Here is a 17,651-nt window from a genome sequence, read left to right as displayed (position 1 = left end):
ATGAAAAAATTCTTAAAAATTTTAAAATCAATAATTTTTATTTCAATAATAATTTGGGGCTCTTTAGAACTAAACAATATTTTTATAAGAAAATCTTTATCAAAACCTTGGGATATGGGAAATAAAATTGGAGGATTCTACAACGAAAAAGAAGATTACAACGTAATGTTTTTTGGCACAAGTCACAGCTACTGTTCCTTTGAACCTCTTGTTATTTATGAGAAAACTGGTATAAAATCTTATGTCCTTGCATCACAAAGTCAACCTCTAAAAATTACTGCAAACTATATAAAGGACGCTCTTAAAAGAAAAAATCCCCGCGTAATTTTTGTGGACATAAATGCAGCAATTTATAAAATTGACGAAGATACAAGTGTCGTCAACTCTTACTGCGACTATATGCCACTATCCCTAAATAAAATTAAAATGATTGCAAAAAAAGTTCCCTATAAAAATAAGCCATCCGCAATACTTCCCTTAGTGACCTATCACAGTCGTTGGGATGAATTAAAGGACGAAGATTTTAACTTCAATAAAAGTTCTTATTCAGACTACCTAAAGGGATATGTATTATTAAAAAATAAGAGCCAAAGTTTTTCTAAAGGGGATGGGGATATAGACGATTTTAGAGAAGGTGCAAGAAATTTTAATGAAAAAAAATACTTAGAAGAAAATTTAGAAGCTTTTGATGAAATTATGGAAGTAGCAAATAAAAATGGCGCTCGAGTTATTTTCGTAAAAACTCCAATTTATGATTACGATCTATATTCAAAAAATATAAAATATTTTGAAAAATATTTAAAAGAAAAAAATGCAGAATTTGTAGATTTTAATAAATTTACTAAAGAAATTAATTTAAGTAAAAGTGATTTTTATGATCCTCATCATTTAAATGTAGTTGGAGCAGAAAAATTTAATTTATTTTTCATAGATTTTATGGAAAAGAACAAAATCTTTGAAGAAAATTTGGCATCTGATAAAAGTTGGCAAGAAAATTTTAAAAAATATAATATAAATAAATTTTAATGGCAGGAATTTATCCTGTCATTTTATCATTATTTTTTATTTATAAAAGATTTTGTATTTACAAACAAAAATGAATTTTTTATAATAAATTTATAACCTTTTTTCTATATTTCTTGATTTTTCTTAAAAATAATAATAGAATATCTTTAAGGGGGTTCTTATGACTATTAGAGATTTAGAAATATTTATAGAAGTTGTTAAAGCAAAAAATATGTCAAACGCTGCGAAAAACTTGCAAATTTCTCAGCCAACTGTTTCTCATGCAATTTCTCAAATAGAAACTGAATACAATGTCAAGTTATTTGACAGAGTTTCAAAAAAATTATACATAACTGATGTTGGACTTAGATTATATGACTTTGCTTTAAACATTTTAGAACAGTTTGAAGATACAGTTATATTTTTGCAAGGATCATCAACTGCACACAATATAAACCTTGGCGTCAGTTCAAACTTTAGCTCACAATTTCTCTTAGAAATAATAGATGAATACGAAGCACAAAACGAAGATGTCAGCATAAGAGTTTATGTTGATTCTCGCGATAAAATTTTAGAAAAATTAGATTCTGGTATTGTCAACTTGGCAATAATAGACGGAGATAATGGAATAGAATACAATTCTTGTGAGCCTTTCTTGGAAGATGAAATTTTTATAATTTCATCAGGAGATTCTGATATAAAGGACAAAGATGTGCTAGATGCTAAAGACTTAAAAAATAAAAAGTTTGTCTTTGGAGATTTAGATGAATCTTCCAAAAAAATACTTTTAAATTATTTGCGTGAAAAAAACATTCCAATTGATCTTAAATTTATTTGTCAAAATAAAGACATGGTATTAAATATTATAAAAAATTCTGACGCAATCTCTATTGGATCTAGTTCGTCCTTTAGCGATCCATCTATTAAAAAGCACAGAATAAAAGATTTGGAAATTACTAGAACTTTTTATCTCGTTTATCACAACGATGCTTTCTTAAAAAATAATTTAAAAGACTTTATATATTTTGTAAAAAATAAGTTTAAATCATAAAATGGAATTACAAATTTTAGAATCTTTACAAAAAATCCACTTTAATTTTTTAGATAATTTGATGACTTTTATAACAAATCTTGGAAATGGTGGAATTATTTGGATAGCTATTATAATTATTCTTCTTTTTCAAAAAAATAATAAATTTAAAAGAGAAGGTTTTACAATAGCGATTGCACTAATTATCTTCTCAATAATTGGTCTTTTAATCTTAAAACCAATTATAAGAAGACCTAGACCTTTTAATTTTTCTAATGTGGATCTTTTGATAGGAGAACCCTTTGGCTTTTCTTTCCCATCAGGTCACACAGGCTCCTCATTTTCCGCTGCGACTGTGATTAACTTTCACAACAAAAAAGCAGGATTTTTTGCAATTGTTTTGGCATCACTTATAGCTTTTTCTAGAATGTATCACTTTGTACACTATCCAACAGATGTACTTGCAGGAATTTTAATAGGAATATTTTCTGGAACAATGGCAATTAAATTCACAAAAATATTGTCACAAAAAATAATTAAAAATTAATAAAAATATAAAGACCCCGCAGTTTTTAACTACGGGGTGCTATATTTTTCTGCAATTTTTATATTTAATTCCTCTCTAAGACCTGCATAAATTTCTTGATACTCTTCATATACATTTTTAAGTCTTTTCAAATTAAAATTTATGGCATCTTTGTCTTCCAGCATATCCAATTGATTTAAGGGAAACCTTTCAAATAAATTTGAAATTTCTATTTCCAAGTCATCCCTCATAAGCTGCAATACTTCTACACTTACATCAAGTTCTTTAGGTCTTTTTCTCTCTAAAAAATTTAAAAGTCCATCTTTGTCACACTCTTTAAAAAGAATTTTTGCTCTATCGAAGTCTTCCTTTGGAAAATCATAAAGTTTTGGACTGTAATGAAAGATAACTTCTCTAAAGATATCTTCAACTTCCCTTCTCTTCTCTTCATCTATATAAAAATTCTCATTTTCAAAAACTTCTTCGCTAAATTTTTTAAAATCATTTTTAAATTCTTCATCTGCTTTTTTTCTAGCATCTTCTGGAGGAAATTTATCTAAAAGTTTTATGTTTCTTCTAATTTTTCTTATATTTAAATTTAAAACATCGACAAAATTTTCAAGTTCGCCAAAAATCTCCCTATACTTTTCTTCAGTTTGGGGAATTAAGTTTGTAATAGTATCTTCTTTTACAAAAATAAGTTCAGATACCAAAAACTTTAAATAATCTTTTTCCATAATATCACCTACATTTAAACCTAGATTTTATTATAAACATTAAGACAAGTCAATGTTAAAAATATTGTAAGAAAAAATAGGTGCTTTCATAAAACCTTTTAAGGCATTGTAATCTATATAGGAAGGAGTTTTGTTCCAACCATCATAGACTTTTAAAATTTTTAATTTCATGCCTTTAAATTCATAAATTGAATAACCAAAGACTACAAGAGTATGCCTTTTATAATAACCACTGCCAAGATTCATCACCACTGGTCTAAAACTATCTATTTCTTCCTTCACATTTGAATAAAAATTACCAAGGTAAACACCTCTGCATCTTAATTTTAAATTATTATTGTAGCAAAATTTATTTGAAATGTGAGATATAAAAAAAGGAATTGTGCCAAAATCCTTAAAATAACCACTTCTCCTAGCTATTTTAAAGACTTCATCATAGATATAAAATTTATCCATGTCTTTGTAATAATAATTTATAATTCTAGTAAGACTTGCAATAGTGCAATTACTTGCTCCTACTTCAAAATCTTTTTGTAAAAAATTTGGAACATCAATTTCACTTGATTCGATAAATTCTGCGTCTTCATAATTTTCTTCAATATGTTTATCAAGGTTTGAAATTCTTTTGCCTTTCATTTACTACTTTTTCCTCCCTTATTATTATACCCTTTTATTTTAATCTATTCATTTCAGGAAGATTTTTCCAATATTTTTTTGGCATATTTTGAATTCTAAGTTTTTCATTTTTGCGTTCGTCTATTGCAATAGAATCATAAAACCTAAGCCAAAGATCCACATACTTATCTTCTATCTTTAAGTTCTTATCATCAATAAAGTCAAAAAATTTGCCTTTATTTCCATCGTAAAGTACAGCTTTTTTTCTATTTGTATCTGCGATTATAAATTTACAATTTCCCAGTCTATTTTTAAAATGTAAATATAAATAAAATAAAATATCATTCTCAGGACCAAATCTAGCAAATAAAATATTATCACACTCACTAAATCGAATAAGCCCCTTGTAAGAATGTATTTCCCCAGAAACTCTTTTTAAAATATTTCTAAAATCTACTACATTAGTATCTGCACTCTCAATATAATAAAATCCCTTAGTATAAAGCTTCTTCAAAGTTTTCGCTATTGCCATTTCCTTTTTATCTGATGAAGATGAAAAAACCATGCAAATATTATTGTAAAAAGAATAAGAGAAATTTTTTATAATGGATTTTTTCACTCTATTTGCTTTTTCAAGATCTGTTCTAGTATTTATTTTCTCACTAATAAAATCAATCTGCATATTTTTTACAGTTATTTTTTCCACACTTTCTAAAACTTTGTAAGAATCAAAAATAACTGTTAGAAGGCCTTCAAAACTTCCATCGTATACATAAATCATAATATCTTTCACTCCAAAAAGGATAGTTGCTCGCTACTTTCCCTATCCAAAATAATTGACCTAAGTGTATCTCTTGTGTCAAATTTTCTTCCATAATATTTTCCAGAAACTGTTATAAAATTAACTGCCCTTTTAGTGGATATTCTAAGCTTTTTCAAATCTTCAAATTTAAGAGGAAAAGCTCTTCTCGCCTTTACAATCTTTCTCGCAGCCTTTGGACCAAACCCTGGAACCTTTAAAAGTTCATCTAAACTTGCCTTATTTACCTCAAGAGGATTTGTAAAATTATCTATTGCCCAATCCATCTTAGGATCTAAATTTAGATCAAAATCTTTTTTCTCATGAGATAATAAATCACGAGAATTAAATCCATAAAATCTCATCAAAAAGTCAGCTTGATATATTCTATGTTCCCGAATAAGTGGAGTGCTTATATTAGGCAAATTAGAATTTTCTCTAACTGGAACATAAGAAGAATAATACACTCTTTTAAGAGAATAATCATCATATAACATTTGAGATCTAGTTATAACATCTATATCGTGAATATTTCCTGCTCCAACAATCATTTGAGTCGTCTGACCAGCTGGCAAAAATAAATTTTTTCTACTACGACTTTTCTTTTCCAAACCATTCATAAAAAGAGTTTTTGAAACTAAATCCATTGGCTTTGTAATTTCATCTATGCTCTTTTCTGGAGCTAAAAGTGCAAGACTCTCCTCAGTTGGCAACTCAATATTTATGCTCATTCTGTCCACATATCTTCCTAATTCTTTTATCAAATCTTCACTTGCTCCTGGAATTGCCTTCATGTGAATATATCCATTAAAATTTTTTTCAGTGCGAAGTTTTTTCGCAACTTCTATCAACTTTTCCATTGTATAATCGCAAGATTTAAAAATTCCAGAAGACAAAAAAAGACCTTCAATATAATTTCTCTTGTAAAAATTTATTGTAAGATCCACAACTTCGTCCACAGTAAAGGACGCTCTCTTAGAATCTACACTTTTAGCATTTATGCAATAATTACAATTGTATATGCAGTGATTTGTAAAAAGTATTTTTAAAAGAGATATGCATCTTCCATCTTCGCTCCATGAATGACAAATGCCACTTATACTCGCATTTCCCATTCCATTCTTTTTATTTTTTCTATTTGAACCCGATGAAGAACAACTCACATCATACTTAGCAGCATCGGAAAGAATTCTTATTTTTTCACTAAGTTCCATAATATCACCAAACTAATCTTATCATCTAAACTTTAGTTTGTAAACAAATATTTAAATGTATGTCTATCTCTATGCTTTTTATAAAATTAAATATATACATCTTTCTTTTATAAAATTTGCAATAAAAAAATCTGCCAGTTTCCCAACAGATAATTCTAAAATTTAATTTGCAAGCTTACTTGCGTTGGATATATATGAAGAAATTCTCTCTAAAGCAGCAAGAGTTTTTTCGTACAAAAGTCCACTTTCTGGATTACAAATCTTTTGTCGCATTCTTAGCATATGATTATTTCTAAAAGTAGACGCCTCCTTTTGCACCGTTTCGTTAGATTCACGCATAAATATAACTCTATCTCTTTTATCCAACTCACCCATTGCTGATTTGAACATTTTTTCTATAATCGCATTTAATTCACTCAATTCTTCAAAAGTTTTGTCTGTAAATTCCAACTTTTGATCATCCTTTAATTTTGCAACTTCTGCAATATTTTTTGAGTGATCTCCAATTCTTTCCATATCTCTTGAAATTCTAAGATATGCCGCAAAATTTGCTGATGTCTTTTCATTCATTGCAAGACCTAGAGAATCAATTATAAAAGCAGAAATTTCTTTATTTAAATAATTTATAGCTTCTTCTCTTCTAAATATTTCATCGTACTTTTCTTCATCAAAATTTTTAAGAAGGCTTACCGAATCCTCATAATTTTTAGTTACAACTTCAAGCAGTCTTCTAATTTCAGCCTTTACATCTGTAAATGTTGCTGGTGCATCCTTTATTACATTTTTATTTATAAATTGTAAAGACATCTCTTCTTGTTCTCTATCAATTCCCGGTATTATTTTAAAAGAAAGCTCTGCAAGTTTTCTAGAGAAAGGAAATAGTAAAAGTGTAGTTGTAACATTAAATAATGTATGCAAATTTGCAATCTGTGCCGCTGGCAAATCTCTAGAAATATTTGTTATTACCTCATCAATTGGAATAATAAAAGAAATTATTACAAAAATTATAGTTCCAATTATATTAAAAAGAACATGGACAAGGGCAGTTCTCTTTGCATTCTTAGACGAACCAACAGATGAAAGAACTGATGTTATACAAGTACCAATATTAAAACCAAAAATTATATACATAGCAGAGTGAAGTGGAATCACACCTTGATTAGCAATTGCCTGCAAAATACCAAGAGAAGCTGATGAAGATTGAATTATTGCAGTTATAGCAGTTCCTGCCAAAACTCCTAAGATCGGATTTTCAAATTTTGTCATCATAGTTACAAATCCAGGATAATCTCTCAAAGGCTCCATGGACTCACTCATAAATTCCATTCCCATAAATAAAAATCCAAGACCAATTACAGCTTGACCCACATATCTTTTTTTCTTATTTTTTGAAAATGTGTTTAATAAAAATCCTACAAAAGCAATAATAGGTGCAACAGTTGAAATATTAAGTGCAACTAATTGACCCGTTATAGTTGTACCAATATTTGCCCCCATTATAATACCAACTGCCTGATAAATTGTCATAAGTCCTGCATTTACAAAACCTACCACCATTACAGTCGTAGCAGAAGAGGACTGAATTATCGCAGTTACAAAAGTTCCGACAAGTATTGCTTTAAAAAAACTAGAAGTCATCTTTTCAATAACTGTTCTAAGTTTATCTCCTGCGACTAGTTCCAAACCACTGCTCATCATTTCCATTCCATATAGAAATAAGGCGAGCCCTCCTAATAGTTCGATAAAATAATTAATTTGCATAGCTCCTCCAAAATTGTATTACAATTTTATATTACAATATATTTTTCTTTTTTTAAAGTCAAAGTAAATATTTAGTAAAAATTTTGTAAACTAATTTCAGATTATTTTTAAAATTTTTTAGGAATTCTTTATAGGAACTAAATAAATTTTTCGCAAATAAAAAAGACGATTTTGAACTGACCCTCTGGGTTAATTTTGGCTCTAAAGAATCCATTGGGGGATGCTAACCTATAAAGTTGGCATCTCTTCTTAATTATACATCATTATTCACTTACTTTTAAAAGACCTATCTTAATAGTCACTTTCTACCTGTTTTTAGCGTCACTTAATAAGCCTATAGGCTTATTTTCCTAAAAGCTAATTCTTTTATTCAGTTCTTGTATATTATTCAAGTGCTAATATTCTATTTCTAAATCTTTTGAAATTTTTCATTCCAAATGTTATTCTCTTTAATACTTTTATTTTATTGTTAATTCCTTCTACATATCCATTTGTAAATTCGTAATCAAAACTGTTTGATATTTGTTCTATCCAGTTCTTAAATGCTGTTAGACAGGACCTCCATTTAATGGATCCATCTTCTAACAGGTAAACTATCCAACCTTGTATGTTTCTTTGAGCTTTCTCTTTGTTTTCACTCTTCATAACTAGGTTGTAGAAGGTTTCTTTTGTTAGGTATGCTTTTCTTATTTCTTCGTTTCTTTCTAACATTATTGATACTTTTATCTTTTCGTCATCTTCAAGTTTTATCATTGGTTTTGTCAGAAGGGATTTACTTCTCATAAAGTGTATTCTTTCTTGTTTTTTCATCTTTTTTGATTCTGATATTCTTGTATTTTCAAATCCCCATGTTACTTGTCTTATGAAATGATATCTGTCTATTAGATGTTTTGCGTTTGGAAAGTGTTTTTTCTTTATATCTCTATATGGTCTATACATATCGCTTACGAAGATTTTTACTTTATCTTTTTCTTCTTTTGGTATTTGACTAAAGTATTTATCTAAGTAATCAAATTTTCTTGTTGGTAGTACGTCTAATATCTTTTTGTTTTGACTATCTGCTATTATCGTCTGGTATTTCTCTCCTCCTGAATCTCCTTTGAATTCGTCTATGTTTAGGACTTCTCCTAGTTTTAGTCTTTTTATTTCTACTGTATCTATTATGTTTGAGACTGTTTTGGGTGAAATGTAAAATTTTTTAGCTATATCTTTGATGGATATTTTGTTTTTAAATTCTTCTAATACTCTTCTTTTTAGTCTTTTTGTTATTTGGCAATGTTTTGATACGAATGGCTTGTCTTCTGTGAATCTTTTTCCACATTCTCTACACTTAAATCGTCTTATGTCTATTTTTAATATTACTTGTTTGTCTCTATATGGTAAATCTCTTATGTTTTGTTGTCTATGGTCATGTATTTCTATCTTTTTTGATCCACAGCATAGACATGTTTTAGGTCTTTTCTTACATTTACCTGTTATTGTTATCTTATCTTCTGTTTCTTCTACTTTTTCTAATTTAATACCTTTAATTCCCACAAGCTTTGTGATATTATTTATTTGCACTTACTTTACCTCCTTTATTTGGTTGTGGTGACTTTATCTTAGGTGATTTGTAGAGTAAGTGCAATTTTTTTACTAAAAAACTGTTGAGATAGTATGTTTATTCATACCCCCCAACAGTTTCTTTTGTTCCTTTTTTAATACCATAGTTACTCTTCTGTAGCCATAGCTACCTTTTGATGCTTTTACTATGGTTTTAATTTCACCTTTAACTTCCTTGTCTTTGTCTGTTGGATTTTTTAATTTTATCTTCCATTCATAGTAGGATGATTTTGGTAACTTAGCTATTTCTATCCATTCACTTACCTTGCTTTTTGGATATTCTTTTTGTAGTTTGAGGATTATCTTTGTCTTTTCCTTGCTTCTGCTTCCTCTTCCAGTAGCAAGGCTTGTAGCTTTTTTTCGTAGATTATCTTCATTTTGAGAAGTCTATTTTCTTCTCTTAGTCTTATTAATTCTTCTCTCTCGCTTTCGTTTATTGGAGTATTATCCTTTGAATTCTTATTTAATTTGGTCATTTCTTTTTTAGGCCTTCCTCTATTGTCTTCTAACCCAGATAAACCATGCTTTTGATAAGCTTTCTCCCATCTATATACCATAGATCCATTAACAAGATTGAAATGCTCTGCAGTCTCTCTAAGCGAAGTATTATTGATTTGCCTATATTGTATTACAGATAGCTTGAATTCACTAGTGAATTTATTGTTTTTTAACTTTTTAGATAATTTATCGAAGCCACCAAATTTGTATTGATTTATCCATTCTCTTAATGTAGTCCAAGGAATATCATGTTTTTTAGCTACAATTCTATAGCCTCCAGATTTACCTGATAAGTATTCTATTACTAATCTTATTTTAAATTCATTTGTGTATTTTGGCATACAAAAACCCCTCCATCCGTATTCCGGATTTTGGGGTTCAGGTCATATGCGGGTAGGCGTTCTTAGGTTATACCAAAAAAATCACCAAGTATTATAATAGAGTTGTTCAGACCTAAAATAATAAGAGGTGATTTTATGGCAAATAAAACTAATTCATTGTCTCACACAAAATGGATGTGCAAGTATCACATAGTCTTCACTCCAAAGTATAGACGAAAAGTGATATTTTATCAATATAGAGAAAGTCTCATAGAAATATTCAAATTACTTTGTAAATACAAAGGAGTAAAAATAATAGAAGGGCATATGATGCCAGATCATGTACACATGTTAGTAAGCATTCCACCCAAAATATCAGTATCAAGTTTTATGGGATATTTAAAAGGGAAAAGTGCCCTAATGATGTTTGACAGACATGCGAATTTAAAATACAAATTTGGCAATCGTCATTTTTGGGCAGAAGGATATTATGTGAGCACAGTGGGATTGAATGAAAAGACAATAGCAAAATATATAAGAGAACAATAGCAACATGATATAGCACTTGATAAATTGAGTGTAAAAGAATATACAGATCCGTTTGGGAAATAGAAATTAAAAATCCCTTTCAGTGATAGGCTAAAGTGGCAAAAACAGTTAGATTTGAACGGAGTGAAAACCAGCGCCTTGAGACGCTGGTTGGTATCACTCGGGCTTATAGCCCTTGAACAAACCACCTGTTTTACGGGTGGTCATGATTTGTTGATATTATCGTTACCTTTTGGTTTTGCCAAAACAGAAATCACTATAAATACTACGCTAAATCCCAAAATTATAAAAAGATTAGGAAGAATTTTGGAAAGTTCTGGAAATTCTTCTAAAATTTCGTTATTACTTATATAGTAAAATCCTGGGAAGATTCTCCCTATTGTAAGAGCAGTTTTCCCTAGTAATTCTTGCGGAACAAATGCCCCACACAAAAACGACGATCCAAGTGAAACGATATTCATTACTCCTTGAACTGTGTTAGAATTTTTGATTACATTTGATATCATCACAGCCATCGACACCACAGATATAGTGAATACAAACGAATTAAGCATCATAAGATTGACGTGTATCTTTGTAAAATCGTATTTGTACAAAACACAGAAAAGTATCATGTAAATTAACCAGAACACAAGTCCTGTGACGATATGACCCAGCATCAACTCCAGATTTATTCTAGTTCTTGGACGTGGTGACACATTGTTTCTCATAAGAATTGGTTGTTTCTTGTAGACCAAAGCGATATTTGAAACGACTAATATCACTTGTGCAAGTAATAAGTAATTTAAAAAGTTAAAGTAGAATTTGGAGTTATCTTTTTTGGAATTTGTACTACCCTCTTTAATACTTACATCAATTTTTTTGTCCAAATCCTCAGTCGCATTTTTTATAGCCTCATTTTCAGTAAATCCACTTTTTTCGTAGGAACTTACTTGGCTCAGATAAATATTTATCTTTTCTTTGATATCCATCGCATAAGCATTATTCGGAGCGACTTTGTATAAAACTTCTTTTGTTTTGTCGAAATCCTCTGGGATTATCACAGCTGCGTTGATAATATTGTAGAAAAGCTTGTCGTCTACGATTGTTTCATCCATCGTTTTTATCTTAGCATTCTTGCCCAAATAATCGTAGAGAGATTTGGAAAGTTTGGTGTTCGCTTTGTCTTGCACATAAATATTTACATCAACGGGTTTGTAGGAAGTTTGTGTAGTGTTTTTTGTCGCAAAACTCATCAATACGAAAAATATTATCGTGTACAAAAGTATAGGAGTTTTGTGTGCCCATGTGATTTTAAAATAATTTTTAAAGACTCTCATACTCTTTACCTCTCATGAAAAATAGTGACGCTACGACAAATACAACTGTAATTATCAAAAGATTTATAATATCTTTGTTAAATCGTACCATTGAATCGTAATAATACAACGAATACACTGCATCTGTAACAACTGCAACAGGATTGATTTTGTTGATAATGGGAAGTTTCTCTGCGATAACTACTTTTATTTCTGGAACCATCATTCCCGCTAAAAAAGACATCAGCATCGTAATAGCGATTCCCATTCCGATTTTTGTATCAAGACTTTTTTTATTGGATACTCCGATTAAGATTCCAAACGCAACTCCACAAAAAGATGAAATACTTGCAAGTCCTATTATCGCCCCAATTCTATCTCCGAATTCAACTCCAAGTGCGTATTTCAAATATGCGATAAATAAAACTGTGATTGCAAAATTGATAATCCAGCTGACTAGAACTGATGCAGAAAGCATAGTGCCTTTTTTAGTTGGAGAAACTGCGTTACGTTTTGCGTTTGTAGACAAGTTCGCTTCGTATTGGAAACTCACGAAAAGTCCCCACATGTATCCGTAAATCGTCGTCATCCCCAAAAGCGTGTAGAAGAACACATTCACAGGATCCATATTTTTTCTTGAAACGTCTTTGATGTGATCGTCTACATTTAAAATTTTCCCGATATCAGCCGTCGGATTTTTCTGCATTATCTTAGTTATCATGGATACTTTTTGAGAATATGAATTCATAATAGTTTCGACGATTGTCTCGGAAATCCCCGATTTTTTCGTGTAAATTTTATCCATCGAATCAATGTACGCTTTTACATCTTCGTTAGTATTCAATATATCTTCGTTTTTTGATTCTACAACATTGAAATATTTCTCATCTTCCATCTCATTTATGAAGTTTTTGAAATTGTCGTCTTGCATAAGAGTTTCATTAACAGCTACATCTATCGTTTTAAATTTACTATTTTCATTGATATTTCCAAATGCTAATTTGAAGAAAATCCCCAAAACAATTGGAAACAACAACGCCCAAAATAGCATAGTTTTTTGTCTTAGAAGCAGCTTAAAAGTATTTTTAAATGAATGTAGAAACATATCAATCCCTCAAATCTTTGCCCGTCAATTCCAAGAAAACATCGTTAAGACTTGGCTTTTCGACATTTAAAGAACTGTACTGAACATTTTCTTCATCGAGAAGTTTAATCAACTTCATTAAATACCCATCTCCATTAGAAAAATTCAACTTAACATTGCCGTCCTTATTTTCAAAATTCATCAAATGTGGAAGAGATTTGATTTGAGATATCACATCTTCATTTAATTCGGTCGCTGTGAAGCTTATCTTCTCGTTCATTTCAATCATATCTTTGAGTTGTTCCGATGAGCCCTTAGCAATGACTTTGCCCTTGTCAATTATCACGATATTATCACACAAAAAATCAACTTCATCCATATAATGCGATGTGTAAATTATCGTTGATCCATCTTCGTTTAGTTTTTTTATTCCTTCCAAAATACTATTTCTAGATTGCGGATCAACAGCAACAGTCGGCTCATCTAGGATAATTAGCTCAGGTTTATGTGCAATTCCACAAGCTATATTAAGTCTTCTTAGTAAACCCCCTGATAATTTTTTCGGTTTAAACTTCACAAAATCATTCAGACTTACCAAATCCAACGCCCTTTTCACAAGCTTACTTCTTTCAGATTTGTCTTGTATGTACAATCCGCAGAAGTAGTCGATATTTTCGTATACAGTCAACTCATCATACACTGCGACATCTTGAAACACCACACCAATCCTTTTTTTGATATCATAAGCATCAGCTGACATTTCTTTTCCAAAAATCTTCACACTTCCAGAATCTTTTTTTAATAGCGACAATATGCAATTGATAGTCGTGGATTTCCCACTACCGTTTGGACCTAGTAGACCCAGAATTTCTCCTTTTTCCACGTCCAAATCCAAATTGTCGACCGCAGTAAGTTCCTTGTATTTTTTTACAAGACCTCTGACCTCTATAAGGTTTCCCATAAAATCCTCCATAAATTTTATTTCTATCTTTATTATATAATTAATCAATCATTATTGTGTAAAAAGTTTATAAACAAAGTGCAAAATTAATTATAAAATCTCTAAACTTCTTAAATTTGCCAAAAAAAATCAGCACAAAGAACAACTTTATGCTGAAATTTTTCGGCTCTAAAGAATCCATTGGGGGATGCTAACCTATAAAGTTGGCATCTCTTCTTAATTATACATCATTATTCACTTACTTTCAACAACTGCAAGAAAATCATCCCACATAAATTCCCTCTTAATTATACATCATTATTCACTTACTTTTAAAAGACCTATCTTAATAGTCACTTTCTACCTGTTTTTAGCGTCACTTAATAAGCCTATAGGCTTATTTTCCTAAAAGCTAATTCTTTTATTCAGTTCTTGTATATTATTCAAGTGCTAATATTCTATTTCTAAATCTTTTGAAATTTTTCATTCCAAATGTTATTCTCTTTAATACTTTTATTTTATTGTTAATTCCTTCTACATATCCATTTGTAAATTCGTAATCAAAACTGTTTGATATTTGTTCTATCCAGTTCTTAAATGCTGTTAGACAGGACCTCCATTTAATGGATCCATCTTCTAACAGGTAAACTATCCAACCTTGTATGTTTCTTTGAGCTTTCTCTTTGTTTTCACTCTTCATAACTAGGTTGTAGAAGGTTTCTTTTGTTAGGTATGCTTTTCTTATTTCTTCGTTTCTTTCTAACATTATTGATACTTTTATCTTTTCGTCATCTTCAAGTTTTATCATTGGTTTTGTCAGAAGGGATTTACTTCTCATAAAGTGTATTCTTTCTTGTTTTTTCATCTTTTTTGATTCTGATATTCTTGTATTTTCAAATCCCCATGTTACTTGTCTTATGAAATGATATCTGTCTATTAGATGTTTTGCGTTTGGAAAGTGTTTTTTCTTTATATCTCTATATGGTCTATACATATCGCTTACGAAGATTTTTACTTTATCTTTTTCTTCTTTTGGTATTTGACTAAAGTATTTATCTAAGTAATCAAATTTTCTTGTTGGTAGTACGTCTAATATCTTTTTGTTTTGACTATCTGCTATTATCGTCTGGTATTTCTCTCCTCCTGAATCTCCTTTGAATTCGTCTATGTTTAGGACTTCTCCTAGTTTTAGTCTTTTTATTTCTACTGTATCTATTATGTTTGAGACTGTTTTGGGTGAAATGTAAAATTTTTTAGCTATATCTTTGATGGATATTTTGTTTTTAAATTCTTCTAATACTCTTCTTTTTAGTCTTTTTGTTATTTGGCAATGTTTTGATACGAATGGCTTGTCTTCTGTGAATCTTTTTCCACATTCTCTACACTTAAATCGTCTTATGTCTATTTTTAATATTACTTGTTTGTCTCTATATGGTAAATCTCTTATGTTTTGTTGTCTATGGTCATGTATTTCTATCTTTTTTGATCCACAGCATAGACATGTTTTAGGTCTTTTCTTACATTTACCTGTTATTGTTATCTTATCTTCTGTTTCTTCTACTTTTTCTAATTTAATACCTTTAATTCCCACAAGCTTTGTGATATTATTCATTTGCACTTACTTTACCTCCTTTATTTGGTTGTGGTGACTTTATCTTAGGTGATTTGTAGAGTAAGTGCAATTTTTTTACTAAAAAACTGTTGAGATAGTATGTTTATTCATACCCCCCCCCAACAGTTTCTTTTGTTCCTTAATTTTTATTTAACCTTCTAGAGTCATCAAACTCGCCTTTCTTATTATTTTATTTCTCCTACCTTTAAGTAGAAAGGTATTGCCAAAATTTGTGCTGCAATAGAAATTGAAATCATAATAGGTATAGATACGCTATACATAACTCCCATTAACCAACTTCCCAAGAACCAAAAAATTCCAAAGGAACACTCAAATATTCCGTAGCCTGTCGCACGATTTTTCTTTGGAACCATTGACGTTACAGCTGCTTTTAATATCGATTCCTGTGCTCCCATTCCAATTCCCCAAAGTACTAAACCAAATAAAAGTGCAGGAACACTTTTCATTCCAAATATAAAAACAGAAAATGGTGCAGAAATTATCGTAGAAATAACAAGGGCTTTTACTCCATTCTTATCATATATATGACCAAATACAAGAGCCGCCACTGCATCCACAAGCATTGCTCCCGCATATAAAAGTGGAATTGTGCCACTATTTATTAAATTTGAAGTTTCATAAAGGTTTCCTGCAATAGAAGTGTAATTTTTTGATATGTGCATAATTATTATTGAGTAGTCAATAAACCCAAAAGCAAAAAAAGAAATACCAACAATATAAAATATAAAAGACTTCTTCATTTTAAAAGGCACATATTCCTTTGGCTCTGGCTCAAAATGTTCTGGATTTGGAAATTTTTTCTTTGTAAAAAATAAAAATAAAATTGTAATTATTCCTGGGATAAATAAAAATGCAAAACAAGTTTTGTAAATTTCAAAAGTGCTACCTTCTGTTTTAAATAACATCACAAGATAAAGCATAACTGGTCCAAGAAATGCCCCAATTTGATCTAGCATCTCTTGTATTCCAAAGGATTTTCCCACACCTTCTTGACTTGCTGCAAAGGACATAATTGTATCTTTTGCTGGCTTTTTTATAGCTTTTCCCATTCTCTGAATAACTAAGAGAATTGATGCAGCAATCCATCCATTTTCTCCAACAAGAGCAAGTGCAGGCACAGCTAAAATATCCAAAATATATCCAAAAATCACCATTGGCCAATATTTTTTAGTCTTGTCAGTAATTCTACCAAATACATATCTCATAGAATATCCAATTAGTTCTCCGAGTCCAGAAATAAAACCAATAGTTCCCGCCGATGCACCTAAAAGAGCGAGATAAGCTCCTCTTATACTAGCAGCACCTTCGTGAGTCATATCAGAAAATAAACTTACAATTCCAAATAAAATTATAAATAACATTGCTCGCGAAATATTTTTTTTCTTCACTCAATCACCCCAAAGTACTTTTTCATTATAGCACTTAATTATAAATTTTTATCTCTTTACAATAACTAAATTTGATTATATATTATTTTAAAGTTTTATAAAAAAATGACCTCAATCAAAATTAAAGTCATTAAAAATAATTTTTATAAATTTTTTACATATTGTCTTTTACGCCAACAGCAATCATTTTTGCCTTTGCACGAACTTCTCCATCAGCTTCCATAATCATATTTACAATAACTTTTCTGTCCCCAATTTCTTCTGCAGTAGCTGTAACAGTAATTTCTTTATCCATTGGAGTCGGCTTTTTAAAATCCACTTCAAGTCTTGCTGTTATAAATCTTCCAATAACTGTATCTTCTGTAAGTTCAAGTCCTTTATCCCTATGTTTAAACCAAGCTGCTGATGCAGTTCCATGGCAGTCAAAAATCATCGCAATCATTCCTCCAAATAAATTTGCAGGAACTCCTCCTGTATACATTTTGTCTGGAGTAATTTTTGTAATACACTCACTTCCATCTTCTGATGAATAAGATTTTAAATGCATTCCACTATCATTTTTTGGTCCACAACCCCAACAATGTTGAAATCTTTCACCATAAGTTTCTTGGATTGCAATCTTTTTATTTTCAGTCATAATTTTCTCCCTTCA

The 17,651-nt window shown here is 30.1% G+C and carries 17 protein-coding genes and 1 pseudogene; 4 read left to right on the top strand and 14 right to left on the bottom strand.

Features of this window, described 5'->3' with window-relative positions; translation table 11 throughout:
- The 3 genes from BQ5450_RS06580 to BQ5450_RS06570 all read left to right on the top strand — a co-directional run bounded on the left by BQ5450_RS06580 (window position 1) and on the right by BQ5450_RS06570 (window position 2,582).
- Complete coding sequence (locus tag BQ5450_RS06580; RefSeq protein ID WP_071126356.1) at window positions 1–1,026, top strand: LB_356 family protein; 1,026 nt, start codon at window positions 1–3, stop codon at window positions 1,024–1,026.
- Between the two features lie 160 nt (window positions 1,027–1,186).
- The gene (locus tag BQ5450_RS06575) at window positions 1,187–2,056 is read left to right on the top strand and encodes a LysR family transcriptional regulator (protein WP_010247908.1); all 870 of its coding nucleotides are present in this window, start codon (window positions 1,187–1,189) and stop codon (window positions 2,054–2,056) included.
- A gap of 1 nt (window position 2,057) precedes the next feature.
- Window positions 2,058–2,582, top strand: a complete 525-nt coding sequence (locus BQ5450_RS06570; RefSeq protein ID WP_010247904.1) for a phosphatase PAP2 family protein — start codon at window positions 2,058–2,060, stop codon at window positions 2,580–2,582.
- 29 nt (window positions 2,583–2,611) lie between these two features.
- On the opposite strand, the gene BQ5450_RS06565 is transcribed toward BQ5450_RS06570, so the two are convergent.
- From BQ5450_RS06565 to BQ5450_RS06535, 8 genes are all read right to left on the bottom strand, one after another.
- Entirely contained in the window at window positions 2,612–3,298 is a 687-nt protein-coding gene (locus tag BQ5450_RS06565; RefSeq protein ID WP_071126355.1) for a hypothetical protein, read from the bottom strand.
- A gap of 39 nt (window positions 3,299–3,337) precedes the next feature.
- Window positions 3,338–3,934, bottom strand: a complete 597-nt coding sequence (locus BQ5450_RS06560; protein ID WP_071126354.1) for a C39 family peptidase — start codon at window positions 3,932–3,934, stop codon at window positions 3,338–3,340.
- A gap of 34 nt (window positions 3,935–3,968) precedes the next feature.
- Window positions 3,969–4,694 carry a TIGR03915 family putative DNA repair protein gene (locus tag BQ5450_RS06555; RefSeq protein WP_071126353.1) on the bottom strand — a complete coding sequence of 242 codons (726 nt, stop codon included), beginning with the start codon at window positions 4,692–4,694 and terminating at the stop codon, window positions 3,969–3,971.
- Window positions 4,695–4,702: 8 nt separating this feature from the next.
- Entirely contained in the window at window positions 4,703–5,926 is a 1,224-nt protein-coding gene (locus BQ5450_RS06550; protein ID WP_071126352.1) for a putative DNA modification/repair radical SAM protein, read from the bottom strand.
- A gap of 162 nt (window positions 5,927–6,088) precedes the next feature.
- Window positions 6,089–7,687: a Na/Pi cotransporter family protein gene (locus BQ5450_RS06545; protein ID WP_071126351.1), complete on the bottom strand. Its 1,599-nt coding sequence runs from the start codon at window positions 7,685–7,687 to the stop codon at window positions 6,089–6,091.
- Window positions 7,688–8,071: 384 nt separating this feature from the next.
- Complete coding sequence (locus BQ5450_RS06540) at window positions 8,072–9,250, bottom strand: ISL3 family transposase (RefSeq protein WP_071126350.1); 1,179 nt, start codon at window positions 9,248–9,250, stop codon at window positions 8,072–8,074.
- Between the two features lie 72 nt (window positions 9,251–9,322).
- Window positions 9,323–9,496 carry an IS3 family transposase gene (locus tag BQ5450_RS09460; protein ID WP_394274020.1) on the bottom strand — a complete coding sequence of 58 codons (174 nt, stop codon included), beginning with the start codon at window positions 9,494–9,496 and terminating at the stop codon, window positions 9,323–9,325.
- A gap of 92 nt (window positions 9,497–9,588) precedes the next feature.
- Window positions 9,589–10,128: a helix-turn-helix domain-containing protein gene (locus tag BQ5450_RS06535; protein ID WP_071126349.1), complete on the bottom strand. Its 540-nt coding sequence runs from the start codon at window positions 10,126–10,128 to the stop codon at window positions 9,589–9,591.
- Window positions 10,129–10,263: 135 nt separating this feature from the next.
- Here BQ5450_RS06535 and tnpA point away from each other — a divergent pair.
- Window positions 10,264–10,653 (top strand): annotated as a pseudogene (gene tnpA / locus BQ5450_RS06530) (IS200/IS605 family transposase); the annotation flags it as partial.
- A 206-nt stretch (window positions 10,654–10,859) separates the two neighbouring features.
- Here the strand turns inward: tnpA and BQ5450_RS06525 are convergent.
- The 6 genes from BQ5450_RS06525 to BQ5450_RS06500 form a co-directional block, all read right to left on the bottom strand.
- Entirely contained in the window at window positions 10,860–11,975 is a 1,116-nt protein-coding gene (locus BQ5450_RS06525; protein ID WP_010248766.1) for an ABC transporter permease, read from the bottom strand.
- Window positions 11,962–13,005 (bottom strand): ABC transporter permease, encoded by a 1,044-nt coding sequence (locus tag BQ5450_RS06520; protein WP_234347018.1) that lies wholly within the window; start codon window positions 13,003–13,005, stop codon window positions 11,962–11,964. Before BQ5450_RS06520 ends, BQ5450_RS06525 begins: the two co-directional genes overlap by 14 nt.
- A 55-nt stretch (window positions 13,006–13,060) precedes the next feature.
- The gene (locus tag BQ5450_RS06515; RefSeq protein ID WP_071126347.1) at window positions 13,061–13,999 is read right to left on the bottom strand and encodes an ABC transporter ATP-binding protein; all 939 of its coding nucleotides are present in this window, start codon (window positions 13,997–13,999) and stop codon (window positions 13,061–13,063) included.
- A gap of 418 nt (window positions 14,000–14,417) precedes the next feature.
- Window positions 14,418–15,590, bottom strand: a complete 1,173-nt coding sequence (locus BQ5450_RS06510) for an ISL3 family transposase (RefSeq protein WP_159052473.1) — start codon at window positions 15,588–15,590, stop codon at window positions 14,418–14,420.
- Between the two features lie 185 nt (window positions 15,591–15,775).
- Window positions 15,776–16,999, bottom strand: a complete 1,224-nt coding sequence (locus tag BQ5450_RS06505; protein WP_010248447.1) for an MFS transporter — start codon at window positions 16,997–16,999, stop codon at window positions 15,776–15,778.
- 154 nt (window positions 17,000–17,153) lie between these two features.
- Window positions 17,154–17,636: a hotdog domain-containing protein gene (locus BQ5450_RS06500; protein WP_071126345.1), complete on the bottom strand. Its 483-nt coding sequence runs from the start codon at window positions 17,634–17,636 to the stop codon at window positions 17,154–17,156.
- Between the last annotated feature and the right edge of the window lie 15 nt (window positions 17,637–17,651).

It is taken from the genome of Peptoniphilus lacydonensis, assembly GCF_900106515.1.
Classification (GTDB): domain Bacteria; phylum Bacillota; class Clostridia; order Tissierellales; family Peptoniphilaceae; genus Peptoniphilus_A; species Peptoniphilus_A lacydonensis.
This window is presented reverse-complemented; position numbering and strand designations above follow the sequence as displayed.

What these genes read in the sequence shown, in the direction of transcription:
- BQ5450_RS06580 (WP_071126356.1), top strand. Translation starts at nt 1, where the DNA reads ATGAAAAAATTCTTAAAAATTTTAAAATCAATAATTTTTATTTCAATA.
- BQ5450_RS06575 (WP_010247908.1), top strand. Translation starts at nt 1,187, where the DNA reads ATGACTATTAGAGATTTAGAAATATTTATAGAAGTTGTTAAAGCAAAA.
- BQ5450_RS06570 (WP_010247904.1), top strand. Translation starts at nt 2,058, where the DNA reads ATGGAATTACAAATTTTAGAATCTTTACAAAAAATCCACTTTAATTTT.
- BQ5450_RS06565 (WP_071126355.1), bottom strand. Translation starts at nt 3,298, where the DNA reads ATGGAAAAAGATTATTTAAAGTTTTTGGTATCTGAACTTATTTTTGTA.
- BQ5450_RS06560 (WP_071126354.1), bottom strand. Translation starts at nt 3,934, where the DNA reads ATGAAAGGCAAAAGAATTTCAAACCTTGATAAACATATTGAAGAAAAT.
- BQ5450_RS06555 (WP_071126353.1), bottom strand. Translation starts at nt 4,694, where the DNA reads ATGATTTATGTATACGATGGAAGTTTTGAAGGCCTTCTAACAGTTATT.
- BQ5450_RS06550 (WP_071126352.1), bottom strand. Translation starts at nt 5,926, where the DNA reads ATGGAACTTAGTGAAAAAATAAGAATTCTTTCCGATGCTGCTAAGTAT.
- BQ5450_RS06545 (WP_071126351.1), bottom strand. Translation starts at nt 7,687, where the DNA reads ATGCAAATTAATTATTTTATCGAACTATTAGGAGGGCTCGCCTTATTT.
- BQ5450_RS06535 (WP_071126349.1), bottom strand. Translation starts at nt 10,128, where the DNA reads ATGCCAAAATACACAAATGAATTTAAAATAAGATTAGTAATAGAATAC.
- BQ5450_RS06525 (WP_010248766.1), bottom strand. Translation starts at nt 11,975, where the DNA reads ATGAGAGTCTTTAAAAATTATTTTAAAATCACATGGGCACACAAAACT.
- BQ5450_RS06520 (WP_234347018.1), bottom strand. Translation starts at nt 13,005, where the DNA reads ATGCTATTTTGGGCGTTGTTGTTTCCAATTGTTTTGGGGATTTTCTTC.
- BQ5450_RS06515 (WP_071126347.1), bottom strand. Translation starts at nt 13,999, where the DNA reads ATGGGAAACCTTATAGAGGTCAGAGGTCTTGTAAAAAAATACAAGGAA.
- BQ5450_RS06510 (WP_159052473.1), bottom strand. Translation starts at nt 15,590, where the DNA reads ATGAATAATATCACAAAGCTTGTGGGAATTAAAGGTATTAAATTAGAA.
- BQ5450_RS06500 (WP_071126345.1), bottom strand. Translation starts at nt 17,636, where the DNA reads ATGACTGAAAATAAAAAGATTGCAATCCAAGAAACTTATGGTGAAAGA.